The 25,260-nt window shown below is 67.7% G+C and carries 21 protein-coding genes; 10 read left to right on the top strand and 11 right to left on the bottom strand.

Annotated elements, in window-relative coordinates; genetic code table 11:
• Window position 1: 1 nt before the first annotated feature.
• Genes ACYQ8K_RS00105 through ACYQ8K_RS00090 form a run of 4 tightly spaced genes read right to left on the bottom strand, consistent with a single transcriptional unit; the run spans window position 2 to window position 3,142 of the window.
• Window positions 2–247, bottom strand: a complete 246-nt coding sequence (locus tag ACYQ8K_RS00105; protein WP_459966299.1) for a biotin/lipoyl-containing protein — start codon at window positions 245–247, stop codon at window positions 2–4.
• Window positions 240–1,250, bottom strand: a complete 1,011-nt coding sequence (locus ACYQ8K_RS00100) for an alpha-ketoacid dehydrogenase subunit beta (protein WP_459966297.1) — start codon at window positions 1,248–1,250, stop codon at window positions 240–242. The genes ACYQ8K_RS00105 and ACYQ8K_RS00100 overlap by 8 nt, the downstream gene beginning before the upstream one ends.
• A gap of 4 nt (window positions 1,251–1,254) precedes the next feature.
• Window positions 1,255–2,235: a thiamine pyrophosphate-dependent dehydrogenase E1 component subunit alpha gene (locus tag ACYQ8K_RS00095; protein ID WP_459966296.1), complete on the bottom strand. Its 981-nt coding sequence runs from the start codon at window positions 2,233–2,235 to the stop codon at window positions 1,255–1,257.
• 43 nt (window positions 2,236–2,278) lie between these two features.
• Entirely contained in the window at window positions 2,279–3,142 is an 864-nt protein-coding gene (locus ACYQ8K_RS00090; protein WP_459966295.1) for a mycofactocin-coupled SDR family oxidoreductase, read from the bottom strand.
• Window positions 3,143–3,434: 292 nt separating this feature from the next.
• On the opposite strand from ACYQ8K_RS00090, the gene ACYQ8K_RS00085 reads away from it, so the two are divergent.
• Together ACYQ8K_RS00085 and ACYQ8K_RS00080 are read left to right on the top strand one after the other, a co-directional pair.
• A complete protein-coding gene (locus ACYQ8K_RS00085; protein ID WP_459966588.1) occupies window positions 3,435–4,658 on the top strand; it encodes a CaiB/BaiF CoA transferase family protein in 1,224 nt (407 codons plus the stop codon).
• Window positions 4,659–4,925: 267 nt separating this feature from the next.
• Window positions 4,926–5,213 carry an ANTAR domain-containing protein gene (locus ACYQ8K_RS00080; protein WP_064950012.1) on the top strand — a complete coding sequence of 96 codons (288 nt, stop codon included), beginning with the start codon at window positions 4,926–4,928 and terminating at the stop codon, window positions 5,211–5,213.
• Window positions 5,214–5,363: 150 nt separating this feature from the next.
• Here the strand turns inward: ACYQ8K_RS00080 and ACYQ8K_RS00075 are convergent, their stop codons facing one another.
• Window positions 5,364–7,151, bottom strand: a complete 1,788-nt coding sequence (locus ACYQ8K_RS00075; RefSeq protein ID WP_459966294.1) for a DUF4407 domain-containing protein — start codon at window positions 7,149–7,151, stop codon at window positions 5,364–5,366.
• Between the two features lie 226 nt (window positions 7,152–7,377).
• Between ACYQ8K_RS00075 and ACYQ8K_RS00070 the strand changes: the two genes are divergently transcribed.
• Window positions 7,378–7,935 carry a hypothetical protein gene (locus ACYQ8K_RS00070; protein WP_076055436.1) on the top strand — a complete coding sequence of 186 codons (558 nt, stop codon included), beginning with the start codon at window positions 7,378–7,380 and terminating at the stop codon, window positions 7,933–7,935.
• Window positions 7,936–8,143: 208 nt separating this feature from the next.
• Window positions 8,144–8,572: a type II toxin-antitoxin system Rv0910 family toxin gene (locus ACYQ8K_RS00065; protein WP_459966587.1), complete on the top strand. Its 429-nt coding sequence runs from the start codon at window positions 8,144–8,146 to the stop codon at window positions 8,570–8,572.
• Window positions 8,573–8,577: 5 nt separating this feature from the next.
• Here ACYQ8K_RS00065 and ACYQ8K_RS00060 read toward each other — a convergent pair whose 3' ends face one another.
• The 5 genes from ACYQ8K_RS00060 to malQ form a co-directional block, all read right to left on the bottom strand.
• Window positions 8,578–8,862, bottom strand: coding sequence for a LapA family protein (locus ACYQ8K_RS00060; RefSeq protein WP_459966292.1), 285 nt, complete (start codon window positions 8,860–8,862; stop codon window positions 8,578–8,580).
• A gap of 102 nt (window positions 8,863–8,964) precedes the next feature.
• A complete protein-coding gene (locus tag ACYQ8K_RS00055; RefSeq protein ID WP_459966585.1) occupies window positions 8,965–10,707 on the bottom strand; it encodes a molybdopterin-dependent oxidoreductase in 1,743 nt (580 codons plus the stop codon).
• Between the two features lie 308 nt (window positions 10,708–11,015).
• Window positions 11,016–11,486: a nuclear transport factor 2 family protein gene (locus ACYQ8K_RS00050; protein WP_459966290.1), complete on the bottom strand. Its 471-nt coding sequence runs from the start codon at window positions 11,484–11,486 to the stop codon at window positions 11,016–11,018.
• Window positions 11,483–12,364, bottom strand: a complete 882-nt coding sequence (locus ACYQ8K_RS00045; protein WP_459966289.1) for an LLM class F420-dependent oxidoreductase — start codon at window positions 12,362–12,364, stop codon at window positions 11,483–11,485. Before ACYQ8K_RS00045 ends, ACYQ8K_RS00050 begins: the two co-directional genes overlap by 4 nt.
• 35 nt (window positions 12,365–12,399) lie before the next feature.
• Window positions 12,400–14,556 carry a 4-alpha-glucanotransferase gene (malQ, locus tag ACYQ8K_RS00040; RefSeq protein ID WP_459966288.1) on the bottom strand — a complete coding sequence of 719 codons (2,157 nt, stop codon included), beginning with the start codon at window positions 14,554–14,556 and terminating at the stop codon, window positions 12,400–12,402.
• Window positions 14,557–14,982: 426 nt separating this feature from the next.
• Here malQ and eccB point away from each other — a divergent pair, with 426 nt between their 5' ends.
• Complete coding sequence (eccB, locus tag ACYQ8K_RS00035; protein ID WP_459966287.1) at window positions 14,983–16,500, top strand: type VII secretion protein EccB; 1,518 nt, start codon at window positions 14,983–14,985, stop codon at window positions 16,498–16,500.
• Window positions 16,497–20,663 (top strand): type VII secretion protein EccCa, encoded by a 4,167-nt coding sequence (gene eccCa, locus ACYQ8K_RS00030; RefSeq protein ID WP_459966286.1) that lies wholly within the window; start codon window positions 16,497–16,499, stop codon window positions 20,661–20,663. Before eccB ends, eccCa begins: the two co-directional genes overlap by 4 nt.
• 36 nt (window positions 20,664–20,699) lie before the next feature.
• On the opposite strand, the gene ACYQ8K_RS00025 is transcribed toward eccCa, so the two are convergent.
• Entirely contained in the window at window positions 20,700–21,863 is a 1,164-nt protein-coding gene (locus ACYQ8K_RS00025; RefSeq protein WP_459966285.1) for a cytochrome P450, read from the bottom strand.
• Between the two features lie 231 nt (window positions 21,864–22,094).
• On the opposite strand from ACYQ8K_RS00025, the gene ACYQ8K_RS00020 reads away from it, so the two are divergent.
• From ACYQ8K_RS00020 to ACYQ8K_RS00005, 4 genes are all read left to right on the top strand, one after another.
• Window positions 22,095–22,289 carry a ferredoxin gene (locus ACYQ8K_RS00020; protein WP_459966284.1) on the top strand — a complete coding sequence of 65 codons (195 nt, stop codon included), beginning with the start codon at window positions 22,095–22,097 and terminating at the stop codon, window positions 22,287–22,289.
• A gap of 484 nt (window positions 22,290–22,773) precedes the next feature.
• Window positions 22,774–24,018: a PPE family protein gene (locus ACYQ8K_RS00015; RefSeq protein ID WP_459966283.1), complete on the top strand. Its 1,245-nt coding sequence runs from the start codon at window positions 22,774–22,776 to the stop codon at window positions 24,016–24,018.
• Between the two features lie 69 nt (window positions 24,019–24,087).
• Window positions 24,088–24,387: a PE family protein gene (locus tag ACYQ8K_RS00010; protein ID WP_459966282.1), complete on the top strand. Its 300-nt coding sequence runs from the start codon at window positions 24,088–24,090 to the stop codon at window positions 24,385–24,387.
• 7 nt (window positions 24,388–24,394) lie between these two features.
• Window positions 24,395–25,260, top strand: an 866-nt coding sequence (locus ACYQ8K_RS00005; RefSeq protein WP_459966281.1) for a PPE family protein, incomplete at its 3' end; no start/stop codon positions are given.

Genomic DNA, 25,260 nt, shown 5'->3' with positions numbered 1-25,260 from the left:
CTTACCCTTCCTTAGTCGTGATGACGCCGATTTCGGCGCCGATGTCGTAGGTGGTCCCGACCTGGCCCGTCCAGCGCACGGTGCCGGACGCTCCCGCTTCGATCTCCTGTTCCACTTTTTCGGTGGCGATCACGTAGATGGGCGTGCCCGCCTCGACATGCTCACCGGCGCCGACCAGCAGGCCGGTGAGTTCGGCCTCGGATACCGCCACGGATACTCTGGGGATGCGAATGATGAAGTCAGCCATGTACATTCGCCCCGTGCAGGGTGCCCCTCAGCGTGGCGAGCGCCGCCTCGACGATGCGTGCCGGCGACGGATACACCTGCGCCTCGAGGGCCGCGGCGGCCGGGTTGGGCACGAACCGCGCGGCGACCCGCTCGACGGGTGCGTCGAGTTCGCCGAACAATTCGGCCGACAGGGTCGCGGCGATTTCGGCTCCCGGACCGGCGAATTGGACCGCGTCGTGCACGATGACGGCCCGGCGGGTGCGCCGGACGGATTCGACGATGGTCTCGACATCGAGAGGCACCAGGGTGCGCAGGTCGACGACCTCGGCGCTGACCCCCTGCTCGGCCAGCGTGACCGCGGCGGTCAGCGCGTCGTGCACGCAGCGCCCGTAGGCGATCAGGCTCACATCGGCGCCGGACCGCTTGATCTCGGCCTGGCCCAGCGGAATCGAGAAACCGGGGTCGACGGGGACCGGCCCCTTCTTGCCCTGCAGCCGGATGGTCTCGATGAACAGGCAGGGGTCGGGGTCGAAGATCGCCGACGTCAGCAGGCCCTTGCCGTCGCGCGGGGTGGACGGGACGATCACCTTCATCCCGGGGATGTGCATGAACCACGCCTCCAGGCCCTGCGAATGCGTCGCCCCGGTGGCAAGGCCCGCGTAGACCTGGGTGCGAACGGTGATCGGTGCCGACGTCCGGCCGGCGGTCATGAACCGCAGTTTGGCGGCGTTGTTGATCAGTTGATCGGCGGCGATGCCGATGAAATCCATGATCATGATCTCGGCCACGGGCAGCAGACCGTCGATGGCGGCACCGACGGCCGCACCAAGGATCGCGGCCTCCGAAATCGGGGTGTCCAGGACGCGTTCGTGGCCGTATTTCGTCGACAGCCCGGCGGTCGGACCGGATGCGCCGGGATCGGCGATGTCCTCACCGAGCAGGAACACCCGACCGTCGGCCGCGAGTGCCTGATCCAGTGCGAGGTTCAGCGCCTCGCGCATCGTCATCTCTTTGTCGTCCATGCCCCTACACCGGGAACCTGATCGGCGTTGCGTACACGTCACGATCGAGCTCATCGGCCGACGGGGAATCCGCGTTCAGCACGGCCCGCAGCGCGGATTCCACCGTCGCCAAAGCGTCGTCATCGAGCCGTGCGAGTTCCTCTTCGCCGCACACGCCAGCATCGGCGAGATGGCGTCGGAAGCGCGGCACCGGGTCGGCGGCCATCGCCGCCTCGAGTTGTTCGGTGGGGATGTAGGGCATCCGGTCGCCGAAGTAGTGGCCGCGGAATCGGAACGTCACGCACTCGATGAAGGTGGGGCCGGCGCCGTCGCGGGCTCGCCGCAGCGCCACCTCTAGCGCATCCTTCACTGCCAGCGGGTCATTGCCGTCGACGCGCACACCGGGCATCCCGTATCCGGCGGCCCGATCGGCCACCCGGTCGAGCTTCATGGTGTCGGTGGTCGGCGTCATCTCGGCGTATTGGTTGTTCTGGCAGACGAACACCATCGGCAGCTCCCAGAGCGCGGCCATGTTGGCCGCCTCGTGAAACGACCCGGTGTTGGTGGCGCCGTCACCGAAGCTGACCACGGTGACCCGATCGAGCCCCTTGCGCTTGCCGGCCATCGCCAGCCCCACGGCCACCGGTGGCCCGGCGCCGACGATGCCAGTCGAAAGCATCACGCCCACCTCGGGTTTGGCGATGTGCATGGTGCCGCCCTTGCCCCGGCCGGCGCCGACGGTGCGGCCCATCATCTCGCCGTAGATCTCCTCGAGCGGCACCCCCTTGCCGATGAGGTCGTGCAGCCCGCGATAGGTGGTCACCAGCTGATCGTCGGGCCGCAGCGCCACACCCATCGCGGCGGCGATCGCCTCCTGACCGCGCGACGGCCAGTACACGCACATGAACTCCCCGGTGCCGATCCCCTTGGACAGCCGGTCGTCGGCCGCCTTCATCAGCACCATGAGCGCGTAGAGGCGCCGCTGGACGGAGCGGTCGTCGGTCATCGTGGGGTCCCGTTGCGGTGCAATCCGTTTGGTGCCGTCGCGGTCATGCGCCCGACCATGGCTTGACCTTGAGGAAACCACCGCCGTCCACGCGAAGCTGCTGGCCGGTGATGTAGCGGGTGGCGTCGGAGGCGAGGAACAGCACCGCCTCGCTGATGTCCTCGGGCTCGACGTAGGGGATCGGCATCGCCTGCACGAACGGGAAGATGGGTTCGGCGTCCTCGCGGGTCGGTTCCTTCAGGTCGGGCCGGAAGGCGCGGTACATCGGCGGGCTGTGCAGCATGTCGGTGTTGACGTTCGTGGGATGCACCGCGTTCATCCGGATGGAGAACGGGGCGAGCGCCAGGGCGAAGTCGTTGACATAGTGTGCGGCAGCCAGTTTCGCGAACGCATAGCCGGCCCCGCCGGGGCCGCCGTCGATGCCGGTGGTGTTCATCGAGGACATGAAGGCCGCGTTGGAACCGATGACGACGATCGACGCGCCGGCCTGAAGGTGTTTGAGGCTGGCGTGCACGAGGTTGAGCACGCCCACCAGGTCCACGTCCACCGCGTCGGCGAAAGCCTTCGGCGGCAGGCCCGCCGTCAGTGGGCAGATGCCGGCGTTGGCCACCACGACATCGAGGTGCCCGAATTCGGCGACGCCCTCGTCGATGGCCGCGGACAGGGCGACGCGGTCGCGGACGTCGGCGACCGCGGTGTGGGCGCGCTGGCCCTCCTTCTCCACCAGCCGGGCCGTTTCGTCCAGGTCCTCGGGGCGGGCCAGGGGATACTCATTGGTGTCGATGTCCGCGCAGAGGTCCACGGCAATGATGTCGGCACCCTCGGCGGCCAGCATCCGCGCATGTGAACGGCCCTGACCGCGCGCGGCGCCACTGATCACGGCAACCTTGCCAGTCACTCTGCCCATCGCCCGTCCTTCGCCCGTGTGTCTACATCACGACCCACATTGGGGCCCAACGCCATTCGTTGTCACGACTGATATTGCGGCGGGACCGAATCGGTGCGTCGCCCGTGCGCGCCGCATCGCGGCACGCGCTCATCGCGGCGGGCGTCGGAATGCGACCTTCGGTCGGCTCCATCGCATCTCTTCCCCGAAAAACTGCGCTGACCTGCAGATGGGCTATCACTACGCCCAAGACTAACTAGAATATCTAAAATAGCAAGGAATGGTCTCGACGAGGGGGTTGGCGATGTCGGACATGCACGGCGGAGTCCTTCAGGGTGTGCGGGTTGTCGAGTTGGCGTCGTGGACCTACGTGCCCTCCGCCGGTGCCGCCCTGTCGGACTGGGGCGCCGACGTCATCAAGGTGGAAGGCGTCGTCACGGGCGATCCCGGCCGCGCGCTGGTGGTCGGCGGGTTTACCCGGCAGGCGGCCCGCCCGGACGCCGACTTCATCCTCGAGCTGGGCAACCGGGGCAAGCGCAGCATCGCCATCGACATCAAGTCGGAAACGGGCCGCGAGCTGTTCGGCCGGCTGCTGGCCAGTGCCGATGTGTTCTTGACCAATTGGCTGCCCGGTGCGCTCGAGCGCGCCCGGCTGACCGTCGACGACATCTACGCGTTCAACCCGAATATCATCATCGCGCGTGGCACCGGGCTGGGGGTCCGCGGTCCCGACCGCGATCGCGGCGGATTCGATGCGGCGACGTATCTGGCGCGCGGCGGGGTCGCCTACACGCTCACCCCCTTCGGCAGCGAGACGCCCGCGGTTCAGGGGCCCGGCTTCGGTGACCTGCAGGGCGGGGTGACGCTGGCCGGCGGGGTGTGCGCCGCACTGTTTCACAGGGAACGCACCGGCGAACCGACGATCGTCGACTCTTCGCTGCTGGCCCAGGCGATGTGGTCGATAGCGCCGTCGATCTGTGCGGCCGACTTCTTCGATATCGATGGCATCCCGGGCGCACCGCCTGGCCTGGCCATCAATCCGCTCGTCAACCGCTACAAGACGAAAGACGACAGGTGGATCCAGCTGGTGTTCCTGCAGCCGGACAAATTCTGGGCGGGCTTCTGCACGCGCCTGGGCCTGCCGGAACTGGCCGACGACGAGCGATTCGTGCCGTCCAGCAACCTGATTGCCAATGCGGCGGCGGCGACCGAGCTGTTAGCGAACACCTTCGCGAGTCACGACCTCGCGCACTGGCAGGCGGTGCTCGAGGACGAGCCGGGCGTGTGGGGCGCGCTCGCGACGCCACGCGAAACCCTCAACGACCCGCAAGTCGAACCGAACGGATACGTGATCACCAACGTCGACGATCATGGTGAGAAGTACCGAATCGTCGCCGCGCCGGTTCAATTCGATGAGACGCCACCGTCTCCCGCGCGCGCTCCGGAGCACGGGCAGCACACCGAAGAGATCCTGCTGGAACTGGGCGTCGACTGGGACGAGATCGCCAAGGCGAAGGAGGCCAAGGCGATTCTGTAGTCGAACCGGCGGACACGGTCAGCAATCGATCACGCTGATTCACAGCCTGTTTCGCTACCACGAGTCGCGAATTTTGTTGATGAGCGGCCGATTCCGAAACGATCACAGCCGCATATCAATGTCAATGACGGACTGGCACATCGCGACGGATCCGCAAATCATTGCACAGGGCGCCTTTTGGGGATTGCGGCCGCGACGAAGCGCACGGATTCCTGCCGCTACGCGAGTAGTGGGTTTCGTTGGGGCGCAGCAGGATGTATCAACAGCATGACGACGAATTGGGTCCCCGCCCAAACTTCGTGCGGCCCGAACTCCGGTCGCATTCTCGACACCGCGCGGGGGATTCTCATCGGTCTTCGCCGGTGTCCTTCCGACGCCGCTTTGGACGAATTACACAGCGCGGCAATCCGGCACAAGGTACCGGTATTCGCGATGGCGTGGGCGCTGGTCCACCTGGCGGGCGACGGCGAGAAGACTCCCAGCTTCGTCGACGCGCAGTCCGCGGCTCGCCACGAGTGGGGGCCGCTGTTCAAATCCGCCGCTCTGACCGGTTGAGCGCGCGCCAAGACGTTGGGGCGGCCGAGCTTTCGAGGGGTAACCCGGCCGCCTCCAACTACAACAACATCGACGGCAATACCGACCCGAAAGCACGCTCTGGGGGCGGCGCTTTCGGGTTCGGCGGCGGGCCGGGTATGACCCGGACGCTTAGGCGGGCGGGAGTTGACGAGGGCCGTCATACGAGTCCAGCGCGGCCGGCCCGTCACGTTTGACCAATTCCGGTCGGCCTTCGCGCTGTGTCGAGCTCAACGACAGCCCCTCGTGCTCCCCTCCACTCAGCTGTCCCTGGGTCACCGCGGCGCCGTCCGCGCGAGACGAATCGATGAATTCTGTTGCAGGAGCGGAGGAGTGGGCCCGCGCGGAGCGCGGTGCGGACAGCTCGGTGTCCGAGGCCTCCGAGTTGACGGTCACCTTGCGGCTTCGCTTGAGCGTGAACGTGATCTCTTCGGTCTCTTCGAGGACGCCTTCGAACACCTGGCGCGCGGAACGCAGTGGCTGGGTGGTGGTGTCGATCACCTTCGCCACGAACGGCGGCACCAGCGGGCGGATCCAGCGTGCCGCGGCCTTGGTGGCGTCCGGAATCGACGGGATCAGCGGGGCATGTCGTTCCTCGTGGGCCTCGACCTCGCCGCCCGGCGACACGGGAGCGGGCAGGTTAACCTCGGGCGTCTGGGCATCACCGATCCCGGCGGCCGGCTCCGGCGCGGGCAGTTGGGTGAGCGCCCGGCTGGCCGCCTCGGCCTCGGCGGCGATCGGCAGGTACACGTCGTCGTCGGCCGGCTCGAAGGCCCGCCGCGACGGTGCGTGCGCGGGAGCGTCCAGGGCCTCGGAAACCCGACGACGTTGCTGCTCACGGTCGATCTCGGTCTGCGCCTCGATGGCGAGCCGGGCCTGCGTGAGTTGGTGTTCGGCCCAGAGGATTTCGGCCTCGCGACGCACCTCGGCCCGCTTGACCGCGATGGCGGTGTCCGCCTCCAATTCGGCGCGTTCGCGCTCGGCGCGCGAGGTGGCCCTGCGGTCGTGGGTTGTCTCGCCGCGCCACAGTCCCAGGATCAGGGGCGTCAGGTAGAGCAGCACGCACAGCGCGTCCGTCAGCACCCGCAGGCTCATCGGGCCCGCCTCGGCCAAGCTGAGGTCATTCATCGCGACCCAGCGTGGGCCCAGGCCCCGGCCGGCATCCGCCACGACGGCGTCCCGCGCGTCGCGCAGCGCCGCCTCCTGCCGCGAAATCGTGGCGTCCAGGTCCGGTGCGCGGCTGTCGCGGGCCGCCAGCGCGGTGTCCAATTCGCGCTGGGCATCGGCGAGAAGGTCGTTGGCCGTGCGGGTTTCGGGCCCGGCCCCGGGTACCCCGGTGATCCGGGTCTGCGGGCAGCCGGGCGTCGGGTGGTATTCGCAGCGCGCCACGATCAGGGCCTTGTCCTGGCGGTCCCGGGCCTGCGCGACGGCGGCGTCGAGCCCGGAGCGGGCATCCCTGGCCTGCTGGAGCGACGCCGATACCTGCGCGACGGCGGGGGTGGATTCGGCGTTGCGCAACGCCCGTTCGTCGAGCCGATGGTCGATGGAGCTGGACAGGATGACCAGTGCGGCGAGCTCGCCGACCACAACGCCCGCCGCGCCCGCCACCGCGGCTCGGCCGACCACGCCGGGACGGCTGCGGCCCGGCCCCGGGATCGCGCCGCGGGTGATGGCGCCGACCAGCAGGCCGAAGACGAGGGTGCACGGAACGGCTGCCGGCAGCGGCCAGCGGGCCGACCCGCAGATCGCCAGGGTCGCGACAAGCCAGGCCAGCACCGCGCCCAACACCGCGACCGCGCCGGCGACGGCGTGGGTGGACCGTTCGTGACGCTCACCCAGCTCATTGCGATGTCCGCCGCCAAGCCAGATGAGCATCCCCGACACCCGGTCCGTGCGCTGCTCGGTTATTTCCTGGGGCATGAGACTCCAAACACCTCCACCATCAAGCCTTGCAGGCCACCGCCCGACACATCGAATCGAGGCGCTCCGCCTGTGGCGCGCTTCACAAAACCGCCCGATCGACGCAGATCGCCCACCGGGTACCGATCGGGTTTGCTGGTTCGACTGAGGGGATCTGGCGCGGAAATCCTGCGACGCGAGCAGATCAGCGACCGTTCCGGCAGGTGACATGAGACGGTATAAGCCTATGACGAATCACGATTATGTCACCTACGAAGAGTTCGGCCGCAGGTTCTTCGAGGTCGCCGTCACCCCCGAGCGGGTCGCCGCCGCTTTCGCCGACATCGCCGGCAGCGAGTTCGCCATGGAGCCGATAGCGCAGGGGCCGGGCGGGATCGCCAAAGTCAGCGCCAACGTCAAGATTCAGGATCCGCGGGTCACTCGCCGGCTGGGCGACAGCATCACCTTCGTCATCCACATTCCGCTCTCGATCGACCTGCTCGTCGACCTGTGGCTGGATAAGCAGCGTTTTGTCGTCTCGGGGGACATCCAGTTGCGTGCGACCGCGCGCGCGGCCGAACCGCTGTTGCTGATCGTCGACGTCGCCAAGCCGCGGCCCTCCGACATCACCGTCAACGTCTCGTCGAAGTCGATCCGCGGCGAGGTGTTGCGGATCCTGGCCGGTGTCGACGGTGAGATCCGCCGGTTCATCGCGCAGTATGTCGCCACCGAGATCGACGCGCCCCAGTCGCAGGCGGCGCAGATCATCGACGTGGCTCAGCAGTTGGAGCAGGCCTGGCCCTAGCGGCGAGCCGGGCGAAGCGGGTCGCCACCATTCCGGCCCGTGGCGATCGCGAGCGCGGCGAGCCGGGCGAAGCGGGTCGCCACCATCCCGGCTCGTGGCGATCGGGCCCACGAATACGCGCGACGGTGTCGGGGTACTCAGCCACGGTTGTGTGTTTGTCGCCGACAGGGACGGCGACGGCGTCCCGATCCGCCAGGGGAGGAAGACTTTGGCTCGCGTGAATGTCTCGGTGAAATCGCAGGTAGCGCCGGAGGCGGCTTGGAAGTTGGCGTCCGACCTGGATCGATTCGACGAGTGGATGACGATTTTCGCCGGATGGCGGGGGCCGGTGCCCGACACGATCGAGAAGGGCACCTGCGTCTCGTCGTGCGTCAAGGTCAAGGGCTTCCGCAACGTCATCCATTGGGAGGTCACCCGGTACGACGAGCCGAAAGCGATTGAGCTGCAGGGCCGCGGACGCGGCGGCATCCGCCTCACGGTGGCGATGACCGTCACCGACGATCACCCCGGGTCGACGTTCCACCTCACCGCCGACCTCGGCGGCGGCCTGCTCAGCGGGCCGGTCGGGGGATTGGTCGCCAGGGTGCTGCGTTCCGACGTGCAAAAGTCCGTGAACAACCTCGCGGCCCTGCAATAGTCGGTCTAGCGCGGGGCCGGGTGCCTGATCACCCACTGCCGTTCGGCGTCGCGAATCCGCCTGCGGTCCATCGCAAGCCAGGACAGGCCGGCCCCGAAGGCGAGCATCGAGACGATGGCGGCGGCGACGCCGGCGCCGGCCTGACCCAGCGCGAAATTCGTCACGCACACGGCGAACGCCAACGCGGCCGCCGCGACGACGAGGAGCCCGGGCGTCTGCGCCGCGGCCGGCACCGATCCGTGCGCGCGCCGGTGACTGGTCCGATCGTGGTCGACAGGGTTGTGCCTCATTGGCGTCTCCTCTGCTGTCACATCCGTTTCGGCCGATGTGTTGGTGCTACCCGAATGGCCGTTCGGACAAACGACTTGGCGGAGGTGACGCGCCGCCCCGGCTCAGAGCGTCTGGTGACGCCCGAAGTACTTGTGGTCTTCGCTGTAGCCGCCGTATCCACTGCCGATGTCGTGATAGTCGGCGACGAACTCGATGCCTTTGATCCACTTGACCAGTTTGAATCCGTGTTGCAATTCGTTGCGCAGCCGCAGCGGTCTGCCGTGCATGTAGGGGAGCTGCTGGTCGTTCATGTTGTAGGCCAGCATCGTCATATGGTGATCCATCTGGCCGATGTGGTGGGCGTTGTAGTAGATGCCGCCCGTAGCGCCCAGGCCCATCGAATAGAAGACCGCCCATTTCGCTTCGGGCAGCGGTTTGACGATGTCCATGATCGTCTTCATTTGCACGCCACCCCATTTGGCGACGCCCGACCACGCCTGGATGCAGAAGTGCTGGCTGATCTGCTCGTGGTAGGGCAGTGCCATCAGATCCTCGAGCGAGAACTCCATCGGGTGCTCGACCAGGCCGTAGACCTTCAGCCGCCAGTCCTTGAAGTCGTCGCGCTCGAGCTCCTTGTACTCGACGGTCTCCGGCAGGCGACCGTTGCGCCAGTGGTGCGGCGAGATGTCCTTCTCGGTGAACGCGCCGGGCTTGGGGTCCAGCTGCTCGAGCATCCGCTGGAACGGACCCACCAGCGCATAGCCGACCCGCTGCACCACGCGGGGGTGACGAATGGTGAAGGGAGTGGCCCACACCCATGCGACCGCGGTCAGCACCATGGCCGCGGCGAAGATGCCGAAACCGATCCAGCTGTTGTCATCGCGGGAGGCGAACATGTGGTTGAGATTGCGCAGGGCCTCGGTCGTCAAAACCATGGTCACGTGCACCAGGATGAAGAACAGGAAGTAGACCAGCACCACGAAGTGCAGCGACCGCGCGTGCTGGATGCTGAGCCGCTTGCTGAGCCAGTGCACCCGCTGAGACAGCGCGGGCGACATGCCCAGGCCGGTGATCAGCGCGGCCGGGGCGGCGATGAAGACGGTGGTGAAGTAGGACAGCAGCTGCAGGCCGTTGTAGGCGACCCAGCCGTTGTCGGTCGGCCAGTCCAGCGAAAGGTACTGAATGGCCACCGACGCTGCGTTCGGGAAGACGTCCCAGCTCGTCGGCACGATGTGGCGCCACTGGCCGGTGGCGAACAACAGCACGTAGAAGACGGCCCCGTTGACGAGCCACAGCACGTCGATGCCCAGGTGCCACCAACGGGCCAGGCCGATGGAGTGCCGGAAGCCGGGCAGCCCCAGCTGCGGTGGCAGGGCGACGGTGTCGGCATTGGCGGTCCAGAGCTCGTCGTCCGGAACCGGCGGACCCACTCGCAGCCACTCGTCCTTACCCGGGGTGGCGTTGCGGCTGAAGTAGAGCCGGGGGTGGTCGCAGAGGATCTGGATCCCGGTCCTGATGATGAACATCATCATGAAGAGGTTGAAGAAGTGCGTCCAGCCGATCCACGCCGGCAGGCCGGGGGGCACGCCGGCGCTGTCCGATCCGGGATAGTGCTGGATGAACGACTGCACCGCCGGCATGTGGTGCAGGCCTTTGCCAACCGCGATCCCGGCGATCAGCACGGCAAACCCGATCGGGATCAGCCACAGCAGGTTGAACCATCGGTCGCGGCCGATCCGCAGTTTCGGGGCGGTGGCCCGCCTCGTGAGATCGAAGCCGCCACCGTAATGCTCCACATCGACGACGTCTTCGGCGGTGTGTATCTCGTTGCGGTAATCCGGATTAACCGTCAGCGGCGTGCCCACTGCCAGCGTCGATACCGAGCCGCGCTGCGCCGCTCGCCCTCCACCGGTCCCCGCGGAATCAACGGTGTTCGTCACGCGCCCGAAATTACACGAATAGGCCTGGATTAATTAGGGTCAGCCAGGGAACTAAAGCCCCGGTCGCAGCGCCCGCACGAAGAGGAACACCCGCCGTGCGTGCAGATCGCGCAAAATCCGGCCGATGCCGGACGGTGTTAGCCGCACCTACCCAACGAAAGCATTCATTTGTTCCGCAGATACGAACTGATGAGTTTTGCTGTGAGTGTCCGCATAATCTGCTGCCAACACGCCTAAGCGGGGTCATGCGGCAGCAGTCGCCGCACCGGGCGGGCCTCGATGGCGTGAATTGTCAGTGCCCGCCGGCCGATCCGCCAGCCCGCATCGGTCAGCACGTACTCGTCGTCGTAGCGCAGGTGCCAGGCCACGTCCATCAACTCGGCGTCACGCTCGTTCCAGTGGTGCGCCACGCACGCGATCCGTCCGCGGGCGGTGCCGGGTTGCGCGGCCGTGTCGTATACCTCGCCGATGATCGCGTGTTCGGTGCGGGCGACCGCGGCGACGGCCGCGACCGCGGCGGTGATGGCGTCGGAGCCGCGATGCGAATGGATCGGCAACAGGTCGGCCGGTGGCGCGGGCACCACCAATTCCGCGTCGACAGTGAAAAGGTCTGCAACAGCGTGGAATTGGCGGTCATCGACGTTGGCGGCGTACCGGTGAACCAGATCGCTCAGCGCGGCCCGCTGGTCGGCCGACAGCGTCATGGCTTCAGGGACAGCCGTTGCGCACACGCCGACAACAGGTCTTTGGCCTGCTCGATATCGGTGGTCGGCGGCATAGCCAGCACCAGACGGTCGGCGCCCTGATCGGCGACGGTGGCCGCGCGCTCGGCATCGATTTTGGTGACGGCGTGGCCCAGCGACACCTCCAGCGCCGCCGGATCACGGCCCGCGGCCGCCGCCTCGTCGCGCATGAGCGCGATCAGCGACGCCAGGCGGGGTCCGGTCACCCCCAGCGGCTGGAAGCCGTCGCCGAGGCGGCCGGCGCGGCGCGCGGCGGCTCGGCTGTGCCCGCCGATGTGAATTGGAAGGCGTTCCGCCGCAACAGGTTTCGGAAAGCACATGACGTTCTCGAACTTGAAGAATTCGCCGGCGAAAGATGCCCCGCCGGACCGCTGAGCCCACAGTTCCCGCATGACGGCCAGCTGCTCGTCGGCCCGTCGGCCCCGGCTATCGAAATCCACGTCGCAGGCGGCCAGTTCCTCCTTCAGCCAGCCCACACCTACGCACAGGCGCAGCCTGCCCCCGGACAGGGCATCGACGGTCGCGGCCCGCTTGGCCAGCACCACGGGGTGGTGGTTGGGCAGCACCAGCACGCCGGTGGCCAAGCCCAGGCGGCTGGTCTGGCCGCCCAGAAAAGCAAGTAGGTCAAGCGGATCCGGGATAGGGCAGTCCGGCGTCAGCCCGACGCGGCCCGAATCGTCGTAGGGGTAGACGCTGTCGTAGCGGGTGAGCAACACGGTGTGCTCGACGACGACGATCGATTCGAACCCGCAGGCTTCGAGGTGGCGCGCGAAGGCCACCATCCAGGCGGGGTCCGCAGTGACACCGTCGGCGACCGGGGCCATGACTGAGACCTTCATGGCTTTCGAAGCTAACAAGGCTCCGGACGGGGCGACTAGCGGGTCGCGCTTTCGGTGGCGACGGGCGCGATCGCGGCGCGCACGGCTTCGGCGAGCGTGGCGGCGCGCGGGTCGGTGAACACGTCCTCGAGCATCACCGCGCTCCCGTCGGGGCCCGTCAGCGGCACCCGCCAGTTGGGGTATTCGTCGGTGGTGCCGGGCTGATTCTGGGTCCGGCGGTCGCCGACGGCGTCGGTGAGCGCGACGCCCAGCAGCCGCGACGGCGTCCTGCCCAGGTAGCGGTACAACGCCACGACGACCTGCTCGGGGTCCTCCTCGCCGTCCTCGAGCAACCCGACGCGACGCAGCTCGGCCATCCACGCGGCCAACTCCGTCCGGTCGGACTCCAGCTCCTCTTCGACGGGGCGGGTCAGCAGCCTCAGCGAATCACGCAGCCGCACATGATCACCCGCCAGATAGCCGGCGGTCGGAGGCAGGTCGTGCGTGGTGACCGAGGACAGGCAGTACTCGCGCCAGCGCTCGGCGGCCAACGGACCGCCGTTACCGTCGCGGTCCAGCTCGAACCAGAGGATCGACGTGCCCAGCAGGCCCCGCAACAGGAGGTAGTCGCGCACCCACGGCTCGACCGTGCCGAGGTCCTCCCCGACGACGACCGCGCCCGCCCGGTGCGCTTCCAGCGCGACGATGCCGATCATGGCCTCGTGGTCGTACCGCACGTAGGTGCCTTCGGTGGGTGAGGCGCCGCGCGGGATCCACCAGAGCCGAAACAAGCCGATGATGTGGTCGATGCGCACCCCGCCGGCATGCCGCAGCACCGCGCGGATCAGCGCGCGAAACGGCCGATATTCGTGCTCGTCCAATCGGTCTGGCCGCCATGGCGGTTGGGACCAGTCCTGGCCGAGCTGATTGAACTCGTCCGGCGGCGCGCCCGCGGTGACGCCCAGTGCCATCACGTCCTGCAGCGCCCAGGCGTCGGCGCCGTTGGGGTGCACGCCGACGGCCAGGTCGTGCATGACCCCCAGCGACATGCCGGCCCGGATCGCCTGGGACTGCGCTGCGGCCAGCTGCTCGTCGAGCTGCCACTGCAGCCACCGGTGGAAATCGACTGTGTCCGAATGCTTTTTGACGAAGTCCGCAACTCCGGCCGCGTCGGGGTGTTGCAGCGCCTCGGGCCAGCGGTGCCAGTCCGCGCCGTACTTCTCGGCCAGCGCGCACCAGGTGGCGAAGTCGTCCAGCGCGCGGCCCTCCCGATCGCGGAACGCGGTGTAGGACAGCTCGCGACCCGCCGAGCGCGGTTCGTCGTGCAGCAGCTTGAGCGCCGCCCGCTTGGCCGCCCACGAGCTGTCGCGGTCGATGGCGTCGACGCGGGCGGCGCGCTGCTGCACCTCGGAGCGCAGCCGGCGGACCCGGCTGCGCTTGGTCAGGTCGGCGAATTCGGGGATCGCCTCGACGTGAAGATAAATCGGGTTGACGAAGCGGCGCGATGTCGGCAGGTACGGCGACGGCTCCATCGGCTTGGTCGGGGCCGCCGCGTGCAGGGGATTGACCAGGAGATAGTCGGCGCCGTGGCGCGACGCCGACCACACAGCGAGGTCGGTCAGGTCGGTCAGGTCGCCGATGCCCCACGACTGACGCGACCGCACGCTGTAGAGCTGGGCGGCCAGGCCCCACGCGCGACGGGCGCCGAGCCGCTCCGGCAGCCCGAGCCAGTCCGGCGTGACGATCAGGGCGGTGCTGGTCTCGGAGTCACCGGAGCGCAGGTGCACCCGGTGATAGCCCAGCGGCAGATGGGCGGGCAGCAAAAAGCTGGCCTCACCCACCCAGCGCCCGTCCAGGTCGAACGGCGGGGTGAAGTTGTCGACCTGCTCGACACCGTCGCGCACTGTGCCGTCTTCGAGCTGCAACCACACCTCGGCGGGATCGCCGTGGGTGACGTGCGCCCAGAACCGGATCGGCTCGCCGGTGCGCCCCACAACGGTCGCCGGCAGCCGGCGCGCCCAGTGCGCCCGCAGCTTCGCGGTCAGCGCGACGTTGCGCTCCTGCTCGTTGTCGGCCGCCACGCCGAGGGCACCCAGCACGGCCTTCAGCGTGGCCTCGGACACCCGCACCCGCCGGCCGGTCCAGTCCTCGTAGTCCGTCGCGATGCCGTACCTCCGGGCGAGTTCGATCAGCGACGGCGCGAGTTCAGTCATACGGCCATCTTGCTGCCAGGATTCGCCGCCCTGCGACTCGGACCCGGAGCCAGTTGGCGCATTCTTTGCTGTGCGGTGGCCCGCCATTCATTTTCGACTTCTCCGGAGAAGGGCTTGGCGCGCTCGACAGGACGAAAGGCCGCGTGGCCACTACGATGCTCCGAGGAGACGAAATGGATCCGGTCGGCTCATCCGCGGGGGAAACGAAACTGCCAGCTCAACGGGGCGTGTCGGCGCCGTCCTCGGCGGCGGTCCCGGCGCGGGGAACGCGGCCGGCTTCGGGTGCATAAAGAGATGTAGAAGTGAATGGCATTGGCGCCGCGTGGCGAGGTCCGCGCAGGTGCCTTACGGTTGTCTTGTAATTCGCGCTGGATCAGTTCAGCGGGACAATATCCAGGCGCATCAGTAGACCGGATGGTGAATTAAGTGGCGGAAGAGAGTCGCGGGCAGCGCGGGTCGGGGTACGGCCTCGGGTTGTCGACCCGGACCCAGGTGACCGGCTACCAGTTCCTTGCGCGCCGGACCGCGATGGCGCTGACCCGGTGGCGCGTCCGTATGGAGGTCGAGCCCGGACGGCGTCAGAACCTGGCCGTGGTGGCGTCGATCTCCGCCGCGCTGGTGATCTGCCTCGGCGCGCTGCTCTACTCGTTCATCAGCCCGGCCGGCCAGATCAACGAGTCGCCGATCATCGCCGACCGCGACTCGGGCGCCCTGTACGTCCGCGTCGGCGAGAAGCTGTACCCGGCGTTGAACCTGGCCTCGGCCCGCCTCATCACCGGCCGCCCGGACAACCCGCACCTGGTCAAGTCCAACCAGATCGCCAGCCTGCCGCGCGGTCCGATGGTGGGCATCCCGGGTGCCCCGTCCAGCTTCCACCCGACCAGCCCGGCCGCCTCGTCCTGGTTGGTCTGCGACACCGTGGCGAACTCGACCGGCGCCGGGGCGCCGTCCGGTGTGACGGTGACGGTGATCGACGGCAACCCCGATCTGAGCAACCACCGGCGGGTGCTGACCGGGTCGGACGCGGTGGTGCTGAACTACGGCGGGGACGCCTGGGTGATCCGGGACGGACGTCGCTCACGCATCGACGGGTCGAACCGGTCGGTGCTGCTGCCGCTGGGCCTCACCCCGGAGCAGGTCAGCATGGCCAAGCCGATGAGCCGCGCCCTGTATGACGCGTTGCCGGTGGGGCCGGAACTGACCGTGCCGCAGATCCAGAACGCCGGTGCCGGGGCGTCGTTCCCGAACGCGCCGGGCCCGATCGGCACGGTGATCGTCACCCCGCAAATCAGTGGGCCGCAACAATATTCCTTGGTGCTGGCCGACGGTGTGCAGACGCTGCCGCCGTTGGTGGCCCAGATCCTGCAGAACGCCGGGCCCGGCAACACCAAGCCGGTGACCGTGGAGCCGTCCGCGCTGGCGAAGATGCCGGTGGTCAACAAGCTGGATCTGTCGTCTTACCCGGACGCGCCGCTGAACGTGATGGACATCCGGGAGAACCCGGCGACCTGCTGGTGGTGGCAGAAGACCTCCGGTGAGAACCGGGCCCGCGTCCAGGTCATCTCCGGCGCCACCATCCCGGTCGAGCAGAAGGACGCCAACCGGGTGGTGTCGCTGGTCAAGGCCGACACCACCGGCCGCGAAGCCGACCAGGTCTTCTTCGGGCCCGACTACGCGAACTTCGTGGCCGTCACCGGGAACGACCCCGGAGCCAAGACGACCGAATCGTTGTGGTGGCTCACGGACGCGGGCGCCCGATTCGGCGTCGACGACACCCGCGAGGTACGAGAAGCGTTGGGTCTCAAGACGAAACCGGGCCTGGCGCCGTGGGTGGCGCTGCGGCTGCTGCCGCAGGGGCCGACATTGTCGCGGGCGGATGCGCTGGTGGAGCACGACACGCTACCGATGGATATGTCACCAGGAGAGTTGGCGGTACCGAAGTGAAACGTGGATTTGCGCGGCCGACGCCGGAGAAGCCTCCGGTAATCAAGCCGGAGAACATCGTCCTTCCGACGCCGTTGAGCATCCCGCCGCCGGAAGGCAAGCCCTGGTGGCTGATCGTGGTCGGCGTCGTGGTGGTCGGCCTGCTGATCGGTATGGTCGCCATGACCTTCGCCAGCGGTTCGCACGTGTTCGGCGGCGCCGGATCGATCTTCCCGATCTTCATGATCGGTGGTGTCGCGATGATGATGTTCGGCGGCCGGTTCGGCGGCCAGCAGCAGATGAGCCGGCCCAAGCTGGACTCGATGCGCGCCCAGTTCATGCTCATGCTGGACATGCTGCGCGAGACCGCCCACGAGTCGGCCGACAGCATGGACGCCAACTACCGATGGTTCCACCCGGCTCCCACCACGCTGGCCGCCGCGGTCGGGTCGTCGCGGATGTGGGAACGCAAGCCAGACGGCAAGGACCTGAACTTCGGCGTGGTCCGCGTCGGCGTCGGCATGACGCGTCCCGAGGTGACCTGGGGTGAGCCCCAGAACATGCCGACCGACATCGAGCTGGAGCCGGTGACCGGTAAGGCGCTTCAGGAATTCGGCCGCTACCAAAGCGTCGTGTACAACCTGCCCAAGATGATCTCGGTGCTGGTCGAGCCCTGGTACTCGCTGGCCGGCGAGCGCGAGCAGGCGGTGGGGCTGATGCGGGCGATCATCTGCCAGCTGGCGTTCTCGCACGGGCCCGACCACATGCGCATGATCGTGGTGAGTTCGAACCTGGACGAATGGGATTGGGTGAAGTGGCTGCCGCACTTCGGTGACCCGCGCCGCCAGGACGCCGCCGGCAACGCGCGGATGGTCTACAGCTCGGTGCGCGAGTTCGCCGCCGAGCAGGCCGAATTGTTCGCCGGCCGTGGCTCTTTCACGCCCCGGCACGCCAGTTCGTCGGCCCAGACGCCGACCCCGCACACCGTGATCATCGCCGACGTGATCGACCCGCAATGGGAATACGTGATCAGCGGCGAGGGCGTCGACGGGGTGACGTTCTTCGACCTGACCGGTTCCGCGATGTGGAGCACGGTTCCGGAGCGCACGCTGCGGTTCGACGAGAAGGGTGTGATCGAGGCGCTGCCCCGCGACCGCGACACCTGGATGGTGATCGACGAGAAGCCCTGGTTCTTCGCCCTTACCGACCACATCAGCACCGCCGAGGCCGAGGAGTTCGCGCAGAAGCTGGCGCGCTGGCGGCTCGCCGAGGCATACGAGGAGATCGGCCAGCGGGTGGCGCACATCGGCGCCCGAGACATCATGTCCTACTACGGAATCGACGATCCGGGCCGCATCGACTTCGAGGCGCTGTGGGGTAGCCGCAACGACTCGATGGGCAGGTCCCGGCTGCGCGCGCCGTTCGGTGTCCGCTCCGACAACGGCGAGCTGCTGTTCCTGGACATGAAGTCGCTGGACGAAGGCGGCGACGGCCCGCACGGCGTCATGTCCGGTACGACCGGTTCGGGTAAATCGACCCTGGTGCGAACCGTGATCGAGTCGCTGATGCTCAGCCACCCGCCGGAGGAGCTGCAATTCGTGCTGGCCGACCTCAAGGGTGGGTCGGCGGTCAAGCCGTTCGCCGGGGTGCCGCACGTGTCCCGGATCATCACCGACCTGGAAGAAGACCAGGCGTTGATGGAGCGCTTCCTGGACGCCCTGTGGGGCGAGATCGCGCGCCGCAAGGCGATCTGCGACAGCGCCGGTGTCGACGACGCCAAGGAATACAACTCGGTGCGCAGCCGGATGCGGGCTCGCGGCCAGGATATGGCGCCGCTGCCGATGCTGGTGGTCGTCATCGACGAGTTCTACGAGTGGTTCCGCATCATGCCGACCGCGGTCGACGTCCTCGACTCCATCGGCCGTCAGGGTCGCGCGTACTGGATTCACCTGATGATGGCCTCGCAGACCATCGAGAGCCGCGCCGAAAAGCTCATGGAGAACATGGGTTACCGCTTGGTGCTCAAGGCGCGCACCGCCGGTGCGGCGCAGGCCGCCGGTGTGCCGAACGCGGTCAACCTGCCCGCGCAGGCCGGTCTCGGTTACTTCCGGCGCAGCCTGGAAGACATCACCCGGTTCCAGGCCGAATTCCTGTGGCGGGACTACTTCCCGCGCGGCCTCACCGACGACGGAGACGAAGCGCCGGCGCTGGTGCACAGCATCGACTACGTCCGCCCGCAACTGTTCACCAACGCGTTCACCCCGCTGGAGGTCAGCGTCGGGGGACCGGACGTCACCGCCCCCGCGATCCCCGCCGACGGCGACCCGCTTCCGATCGAGGCGGCCGAGGACGATGACGCCGAAGGGATCCGGACACCCAAGGTCGGCACGGTCATCATCGACCAGCTGCGCAAGATCGACTTCCAGCCGTACCGGCTGTGGCAGCCGCCGCTCAACCAGCCCGTCGCCATCGACGAATTGGTCAACCGGTTCCTCGGCCACCCCTGGCAGCAGGACTACGGCAGCGCCCAGGATCTGGTCTTCCCGATCGGCATCATCGACCGTCCCTTCAAGCACGACCAGCCGCCATGGACGGTCGACACGTCGGGGCCCGGTGCCAACGTCCTGATCCTGGGTGCCGGTGGTTCGGGTAAGACGACCGCGCTGCAGACCCTGATCTGCTCGGCGGCGCTGACCCACACGCCCGAACAGATCCAGTTCTACTGCCTGGCCTACAGCAGCACCGCGTTGACCACCGTCGCGCGGCTGCCGCACGTCGGCGAGGTGGCCGGTCCGACCGACCCCTACGGCGTCCGCCGCACGGTGGCCGAGCTGCTGGCGCTGGTGAGGGAGCGCAAGCGCAGCTTCCTCGAGTACGGGATCGCCTCGATGGAGGTGTTCCGGAGGCGCAAGTTCGGCAACGAGCCCGGTCCGGTACCCAACGACGGCTTCGGCGACGTGTACCTGGTGGTGGACAACTACCGGGCGCTGGCCGAAGAGAACGAGGTGTTGATCGAGCAGGTCAACGTGATCATCAACCAGGGCCCTTCGTTCGGGGTGCACGTGGTGGTCACCGCCGACCGCGAATCGGAGCTGCGGCCGCCGGTGCGCAGCGGTTTCGGCTCCCGGGTCGAGCTGCGGCTGGCCGCCGTGGAGGACGCGAAGCTGGTACGTTCGCGCTTCGCCAAGGACGTGCCCGTCAAGCCGGGCCGCGGCATGGTCGCGGTCAACTACGTTCGCCTCGACGCCGACCCGCAGTCCGGTCTGCACACGTTGGTGGCGCGTCCCGCGCTGGCCAGCACGCCCGACAACCGATTCGAGTCCGACAGCATCGTCGAGGCCGTCAGCCGCATCACGAGCGCTCAGGCTCCGCCGGTGCGCAGGCTGCCGGCGACCTTCGGGGTGGAACAGCTCCGCGAGCTCGCCGCGCAGGACACCCGCCAGGGCGTCGGTGCGGGCGGAATCGCTTGGGCCATCTCGGAATTGGACCTTTCCCCGGTGTATCTCAACTTCGCCGAGAACGCGCACCTGATGGTGACCGGCCGTCGCGAATGTGGGCGTACCACCACGCTGGCCACGATCATGTCCGAGATCGGCCGGTTGTACGCGCCGGGAGCGAGCAGCGCGCCGCCGCCGCCGGCGGGGCGGCCCTCGGCCCAGGTGTGGCTGGTGGACCCGCGTCGTCAGCTGCTGACCACGCTCGGCTCCGACTACGTGGAGAAGTTCGCCTACAACCTCGACGGCGTCCAGGCGATGATGGGCGAACTGGCCGCGGTCCTGGCCGGCCGCGAGCCGCCGCCGGGACTGTCCGCCGAAGAGCTGCTGTCGCGAAACTGGTGGAGTGGTCCGGAGATCTTCCTCATCGTCGACGACATCCAGCAGCTGCCGGCCGGCTTCGACTCGCCGTTGCACAAGGCCGCACCGTGGGTGACCCGGGCCGCCGACGTCGGCCTGCACGTGATCGTCACGCGGACGTTCGGTGGTTGGTCCTCGGCCGGCAGCGACCCGATGTTGCGGGCACTGGCCCAGGCGAACGCGCCGCTGCTGGTGATGGACGCCGACCCCGACGAGGGCTTCATCCGCGGCAAGATGAAGGGCGGCCCGCTGCCCCGTGGCCGAGGCCTGTTGATGGCCGAGGACACCGGCGTGTTCGTTCAGGTCGCAGCGACCGAGTTCCGCAAGTAACACGGGCACGCTGCGCTGGGGCCGATCGGGTCAGGGTCAGCCCCAGCGCAGCGGTAATGCCTTGAGTGCGAAACTCTTTGAGGGGTAATTGATCTCAGGAGAGTAATCCTCGGGCAGTTCGAAATCCGGAATCTGGGACAGCCATTCCGCGACGATCACCGTGAGTTCGATGCGGGCCAGATGAGAGCCCAGGCAGCGGTGCGGCCCACCGCCAAACCCCCAGTGCCGGTGGACTTTTCCGTCCATGTTGAGCTCGTTGGTGGACATCGCGTCGCTGTCGTCGCGATTGACCGCGGCCATGCACAGCCGCACCGACGTGCCCGGCGGCAGGGTCATGCCGCCGACTTCGACGAATTCGGTGGTGATCCGCGGCGCCACCGGGGCCGACGGTTCGAGCCGGACGATCTCCTCGATGAAAACCCGGATCTGCTTGGGGTTGTCGCGCAGTTCCTTGCGCAGCTGCGGCCTGCGTGCCAACTCGTACAGCGAGAACCCGATGGCCGCGGTCACCGTGTCCAGACCGGCCAGGATCAGCAGGTGACTCATGCCCAGCAGCTCGAGGTCGGTGAAGTTGCCCTTGCCGGTCATCACCTTCGACAGCATGTCCGACCCCGGGTTCTGCCGGCGCTGCGCGATGGCGTCGGCCAGATACTGCAGCAGCTGCTCGGACTTCTCGATGTCGCTCTGGGTAATAAAGGGCTTTTCGCCGACGACCGCGTCTTTCCAATCGATGAGGCGGTCACGGTCCTCGACCGGCAGGCCGTAGAGATCCAGGAAAACCTGAAACGGGTACAGGTTGGCGAAGTCCGCCATCACCTCACACTCGCCCCGGCCGGCCAGGGCGCCGATCATCTCGCTGGCGTGGCGCTGAAGCACCGGGCGCGACTTGCTCAACGCATGCGGACTGAAATACGGCTGCAGAATTTGGCGGTAGCGGGTGTGCTGCGGCGGATCAAAAGCCAGCGGCAGCACCGGCAATGGGTGGCCCGGCGGCTGCAGCACCGTCGATGAGAAGACCTTGGTGTTGCGCAGTGCGGCCAGCACATCTTCGCGCCGGGTTATGTAGTAGTGGCCGTTCATGAAGACGACGGGTCCGGCGTCGCGCAGCGTCTTCCACCCGACGCCCCGGTCCGCCTTCATCGGCAGCGTGGCGAAATCAAGTCGGGGCAAATAGAACGAGCCCTGCTGGCCTTCGCTCATGCGCTTCGATCTCCGGTTGTCTGTGGCTGTACATCAATAGTGCATGCGCGGCAAAGGAACACGGACACGCTTAGTCGGGCCGATCCGGAGCTTCCGGCGCACGGAATCGGCTGGCGAACATCTTCGACACTTTACCGACCGACTAACCTGGGTATCGAATCGATGAAGTGCCAGCCCGGCCATTTCGTGGAGCCGTTTACGGCCGACCGGGCCGCCTAGGGAGGAAACCTCGTGAGGGTTCGCCTGGACCAGTCGAAATGCGTGGGCCACGCCCAGTGTTACGCCGTCGACCCGGATTTGTTTCCCATCGACGAGTCCGGCTATTCGATTCTCGAGGAGCACGACGTCGCACCCGAAGACGAGCAATTGACCCGCGACGGCGTCGCATCCTGCCCCGAAATGGCACTGATTCTCGAAGAGGACTGACCGCGCAAATCTGTCCCGGTGCCGCGGCGAAAAGCAAACGGATGATGAACAATCCGTTGCCTTCAGTGAACTCCCACCGACCGGGAATGAACAGTGGCTGGCCATTGATGAACAGGTGGCTTTGTGGTGTCGGTGTTTGCCTCGTAACGAACTAATCTCAGTGCCGGGCGGCAGTTCGGGCACACGCGAGCTGTCGCTCGGTTGCTGATAGCGGGAGATTAGCCGAGGCAGAAGGTGCATGACGTTTCTGACCAGACGTCCGAGAAGTGCGGTGGCAGACCAACTTTGCGGGCGCAGTCAACTGGTCGACGTGTACCGGGCCGCCGGGCTGATGGGGTTGGGGGGCGAACAGGCTCCTGCAGCGACTTCCGCGGGCGCAGTGACCGACCGGTGGCGTCGTTTACAGAGCCGTGACCGCGGCCACCACTGATTCCTATGTGACAGCCGAGATCGCATGCGTTCGCGGCCGACTGAGGAGGACACGGTGTTTGACTTCGCGGCGTTACCGCCCGAAATCAATTCCGGTCGCATGTACGCGGGTCCGGGGTCGGGGCCAATGATGGCCGCGGCCGCCGCCTGGGATGAGATTGCGGCGGAATTGGGTGTAGCGGCCAGCGGCTACAACTCGGTGGTTACCGAGCTCACCAGCGGGCCATGGGTGGGGCCGGCATCGATGTCGATGCTGTCGGCGGTCACCCCGTACGTGAGCTGGCTCAGCACGATGGCCGCGCAGGCCGAGGAGACAGCAGGGCAGGGCCGGGCCGCCGCGGCGGCCTTTGAGGCGGCGTTTGCGATGACGGTGCCGCCGCCGGTGATCGCCGCCAACCGAGTGTTGTTGGCGACGCTGGTGGCGACGAATTTCTTCGGGCAGAACACGCCGGCGATCGCGGCCACCGAGGCCCAGTACATGGAGATGTGGGCGCAGGACGCCGCTGCTATGGCGGGGTACACCGCGTCTTCGGCGGCCGCCTCGACGTTGAGCCCGTTCGTCACGCCGCCGAATACGACCACCCCGGAGGCGGACTCCGACCAGGCCGCCGCGGTCGCCAAGGCCGTCGCCGAGCCGGCGGGCAACACCGCCCAGACCACGTCGCAGCTGGCGAGCCCACAAGTGTTGTCGGCCAGCACAACTCAGGCGGCGACACAAACGACCGCGGCCACCTCGAACCCTGGACTGATATCGACCACGCTTCAGGACTTGTTGAATTCCGGGCTGCCGACGCCGACCAACAACTACCTGGGGCTGAACCCCACGCTCTACACGGTTCTGCTCAAGCAGACCACGGGTCTTGGTTATTTCTCCAACGGCATCGTGGCCTTCTGGTCGCAGCTGGCCCAGCAGTTGGTCTTCGGTCCCGGTGGTAGCACGGCGGGTGCCGGTGGTGCCTGGTACCCCACGCCGCAGTTCGCGGCCCTGGGGCTGGGCAACCTGGGCGGTGTCGGCCACGTGGGCGCGGTCTCCGCGGGGGTCGGCCAAGCCGGCCGGGTGGGGCTGCTCTCGGTGCCCCAGCACTGGGGGACATTGACGTCGTCGGTGACCCCGGCGGCATTGTCCGAGGAGGCCACTCCGATCGAGGCAGCGGCGAGCGGCGGAGCCAACTCTCCGGCCAATGGTCTGCTGCGCGGCATGCCGGTCGGGTCGGTCGGGCGGCGCGGCGCGGCCGCCGGCTACGTCAACAAGTACGGGTTCCGCTACAGCGTGCTCACCCGCCCACCCTCCGCCGGATGACGAAGAGTCCAGATGAACGGTCGACACAACGCAATGCTCGCCGGGCCCCACCGAAGGGAAGGAAACTAGATGTCCTTTGTGACCACGCAGCCCGAGGCGCTTGCCGCCGCAGCGGGCAATCTGCAGACCATCGGCTCAACGCTGAGCGCACAGAACGCCGCCGCGGCGGCCCCGACGACGGGGGTGGTGCCGGCGGCTGCCGACGAGGTCTCGGCTCTCACGGCGGCGCAGTTCGCCGCGCACGGGCAGCTGTACCAGGCCGTCAGCGCCCAGGCTGCGGCGATTCACGAAATGTTTGTCAACACCCTGAGCACCAGCTCTGGGTCGTATGCGGTGACTGAGGCGGCCAACGCGGCCGCGACTGGTTAAGGAGTCAATGATGTTGGATTACGGAGCGTTTCCGCCGGAGTTCAATTCGGCGCGAATTTATTCTGGTCCGGGGTCGGGGTCCTTGATGGCCGCGGCTTCGGCGTGGAGCGCGCTGGCGGCCGAGCTGAACTCCGCCGCGCTCAGCTACGAGAACGTGATCACCTCGCTGAGCAGCGAGGAGTGGACCGGCACGGCCTCGGCGGCGATGGCGCAGGCGGCGGCCCCCTACGCCGCATGGATGACCGCCACGGCCGCGCAGGCCGAGGAGGCGGCCACCCAGGCGCGTTCGGCCGCGGCGGCGTATGAGACCGCGCTGGCCTCCTCGGTGCCGCCCCCGCTGATCGCAGCCAACCGGATGCAATCGCAGCAGCTGCAGGCGACCAACGTGCTGGGGCAGAACACCCCGCTGATCGCGCAGCTGGAGGCCCAGTACGGCGAGTACTGGGCCCAGGATGCGGGCGCGATGTACAGCTACGCGGGCCAGTCGTCCTCTGCGACGAAGGTGACGCAGTTCCAGAAGGCGCCCGAGGTCACCAACCCGTCGGGCCAGGCCAATCAGGCCGCGGCGGTCACCAACGCGTCGGCGAACTCGACGGCGACCAACACGTCGAAGACCCTGCAGTCGCTGGCCACGCCCGCGGCGAGCACCACGACCAACGCGACGACGCAGGCGACGACGGCGGCGACGACCACCACCGACCCGCTGTCGGAGCTCTGGTTCCTGCTGACCGGGCAGACCAGCCTGCCCACCAGCCTGGGGTCGGCGGTGAACGGCTACAGCCCGTTCGCCAGCCTCTTCTACAACACCGAGGGTCTGCCGTACTTCAGTACCGGTATGGCCAACACCTTCACCCAGATCGCCAAGTCGGTCGG

The sequence above is a fragment of the Mycobacterium sp. MUNTM1 genome (assembly GCF_054660795.1).
Note: the sequence above shows the minus strand (reverse complement) of the source record. Positions and strands in the feature narration are given on the sequence as shown.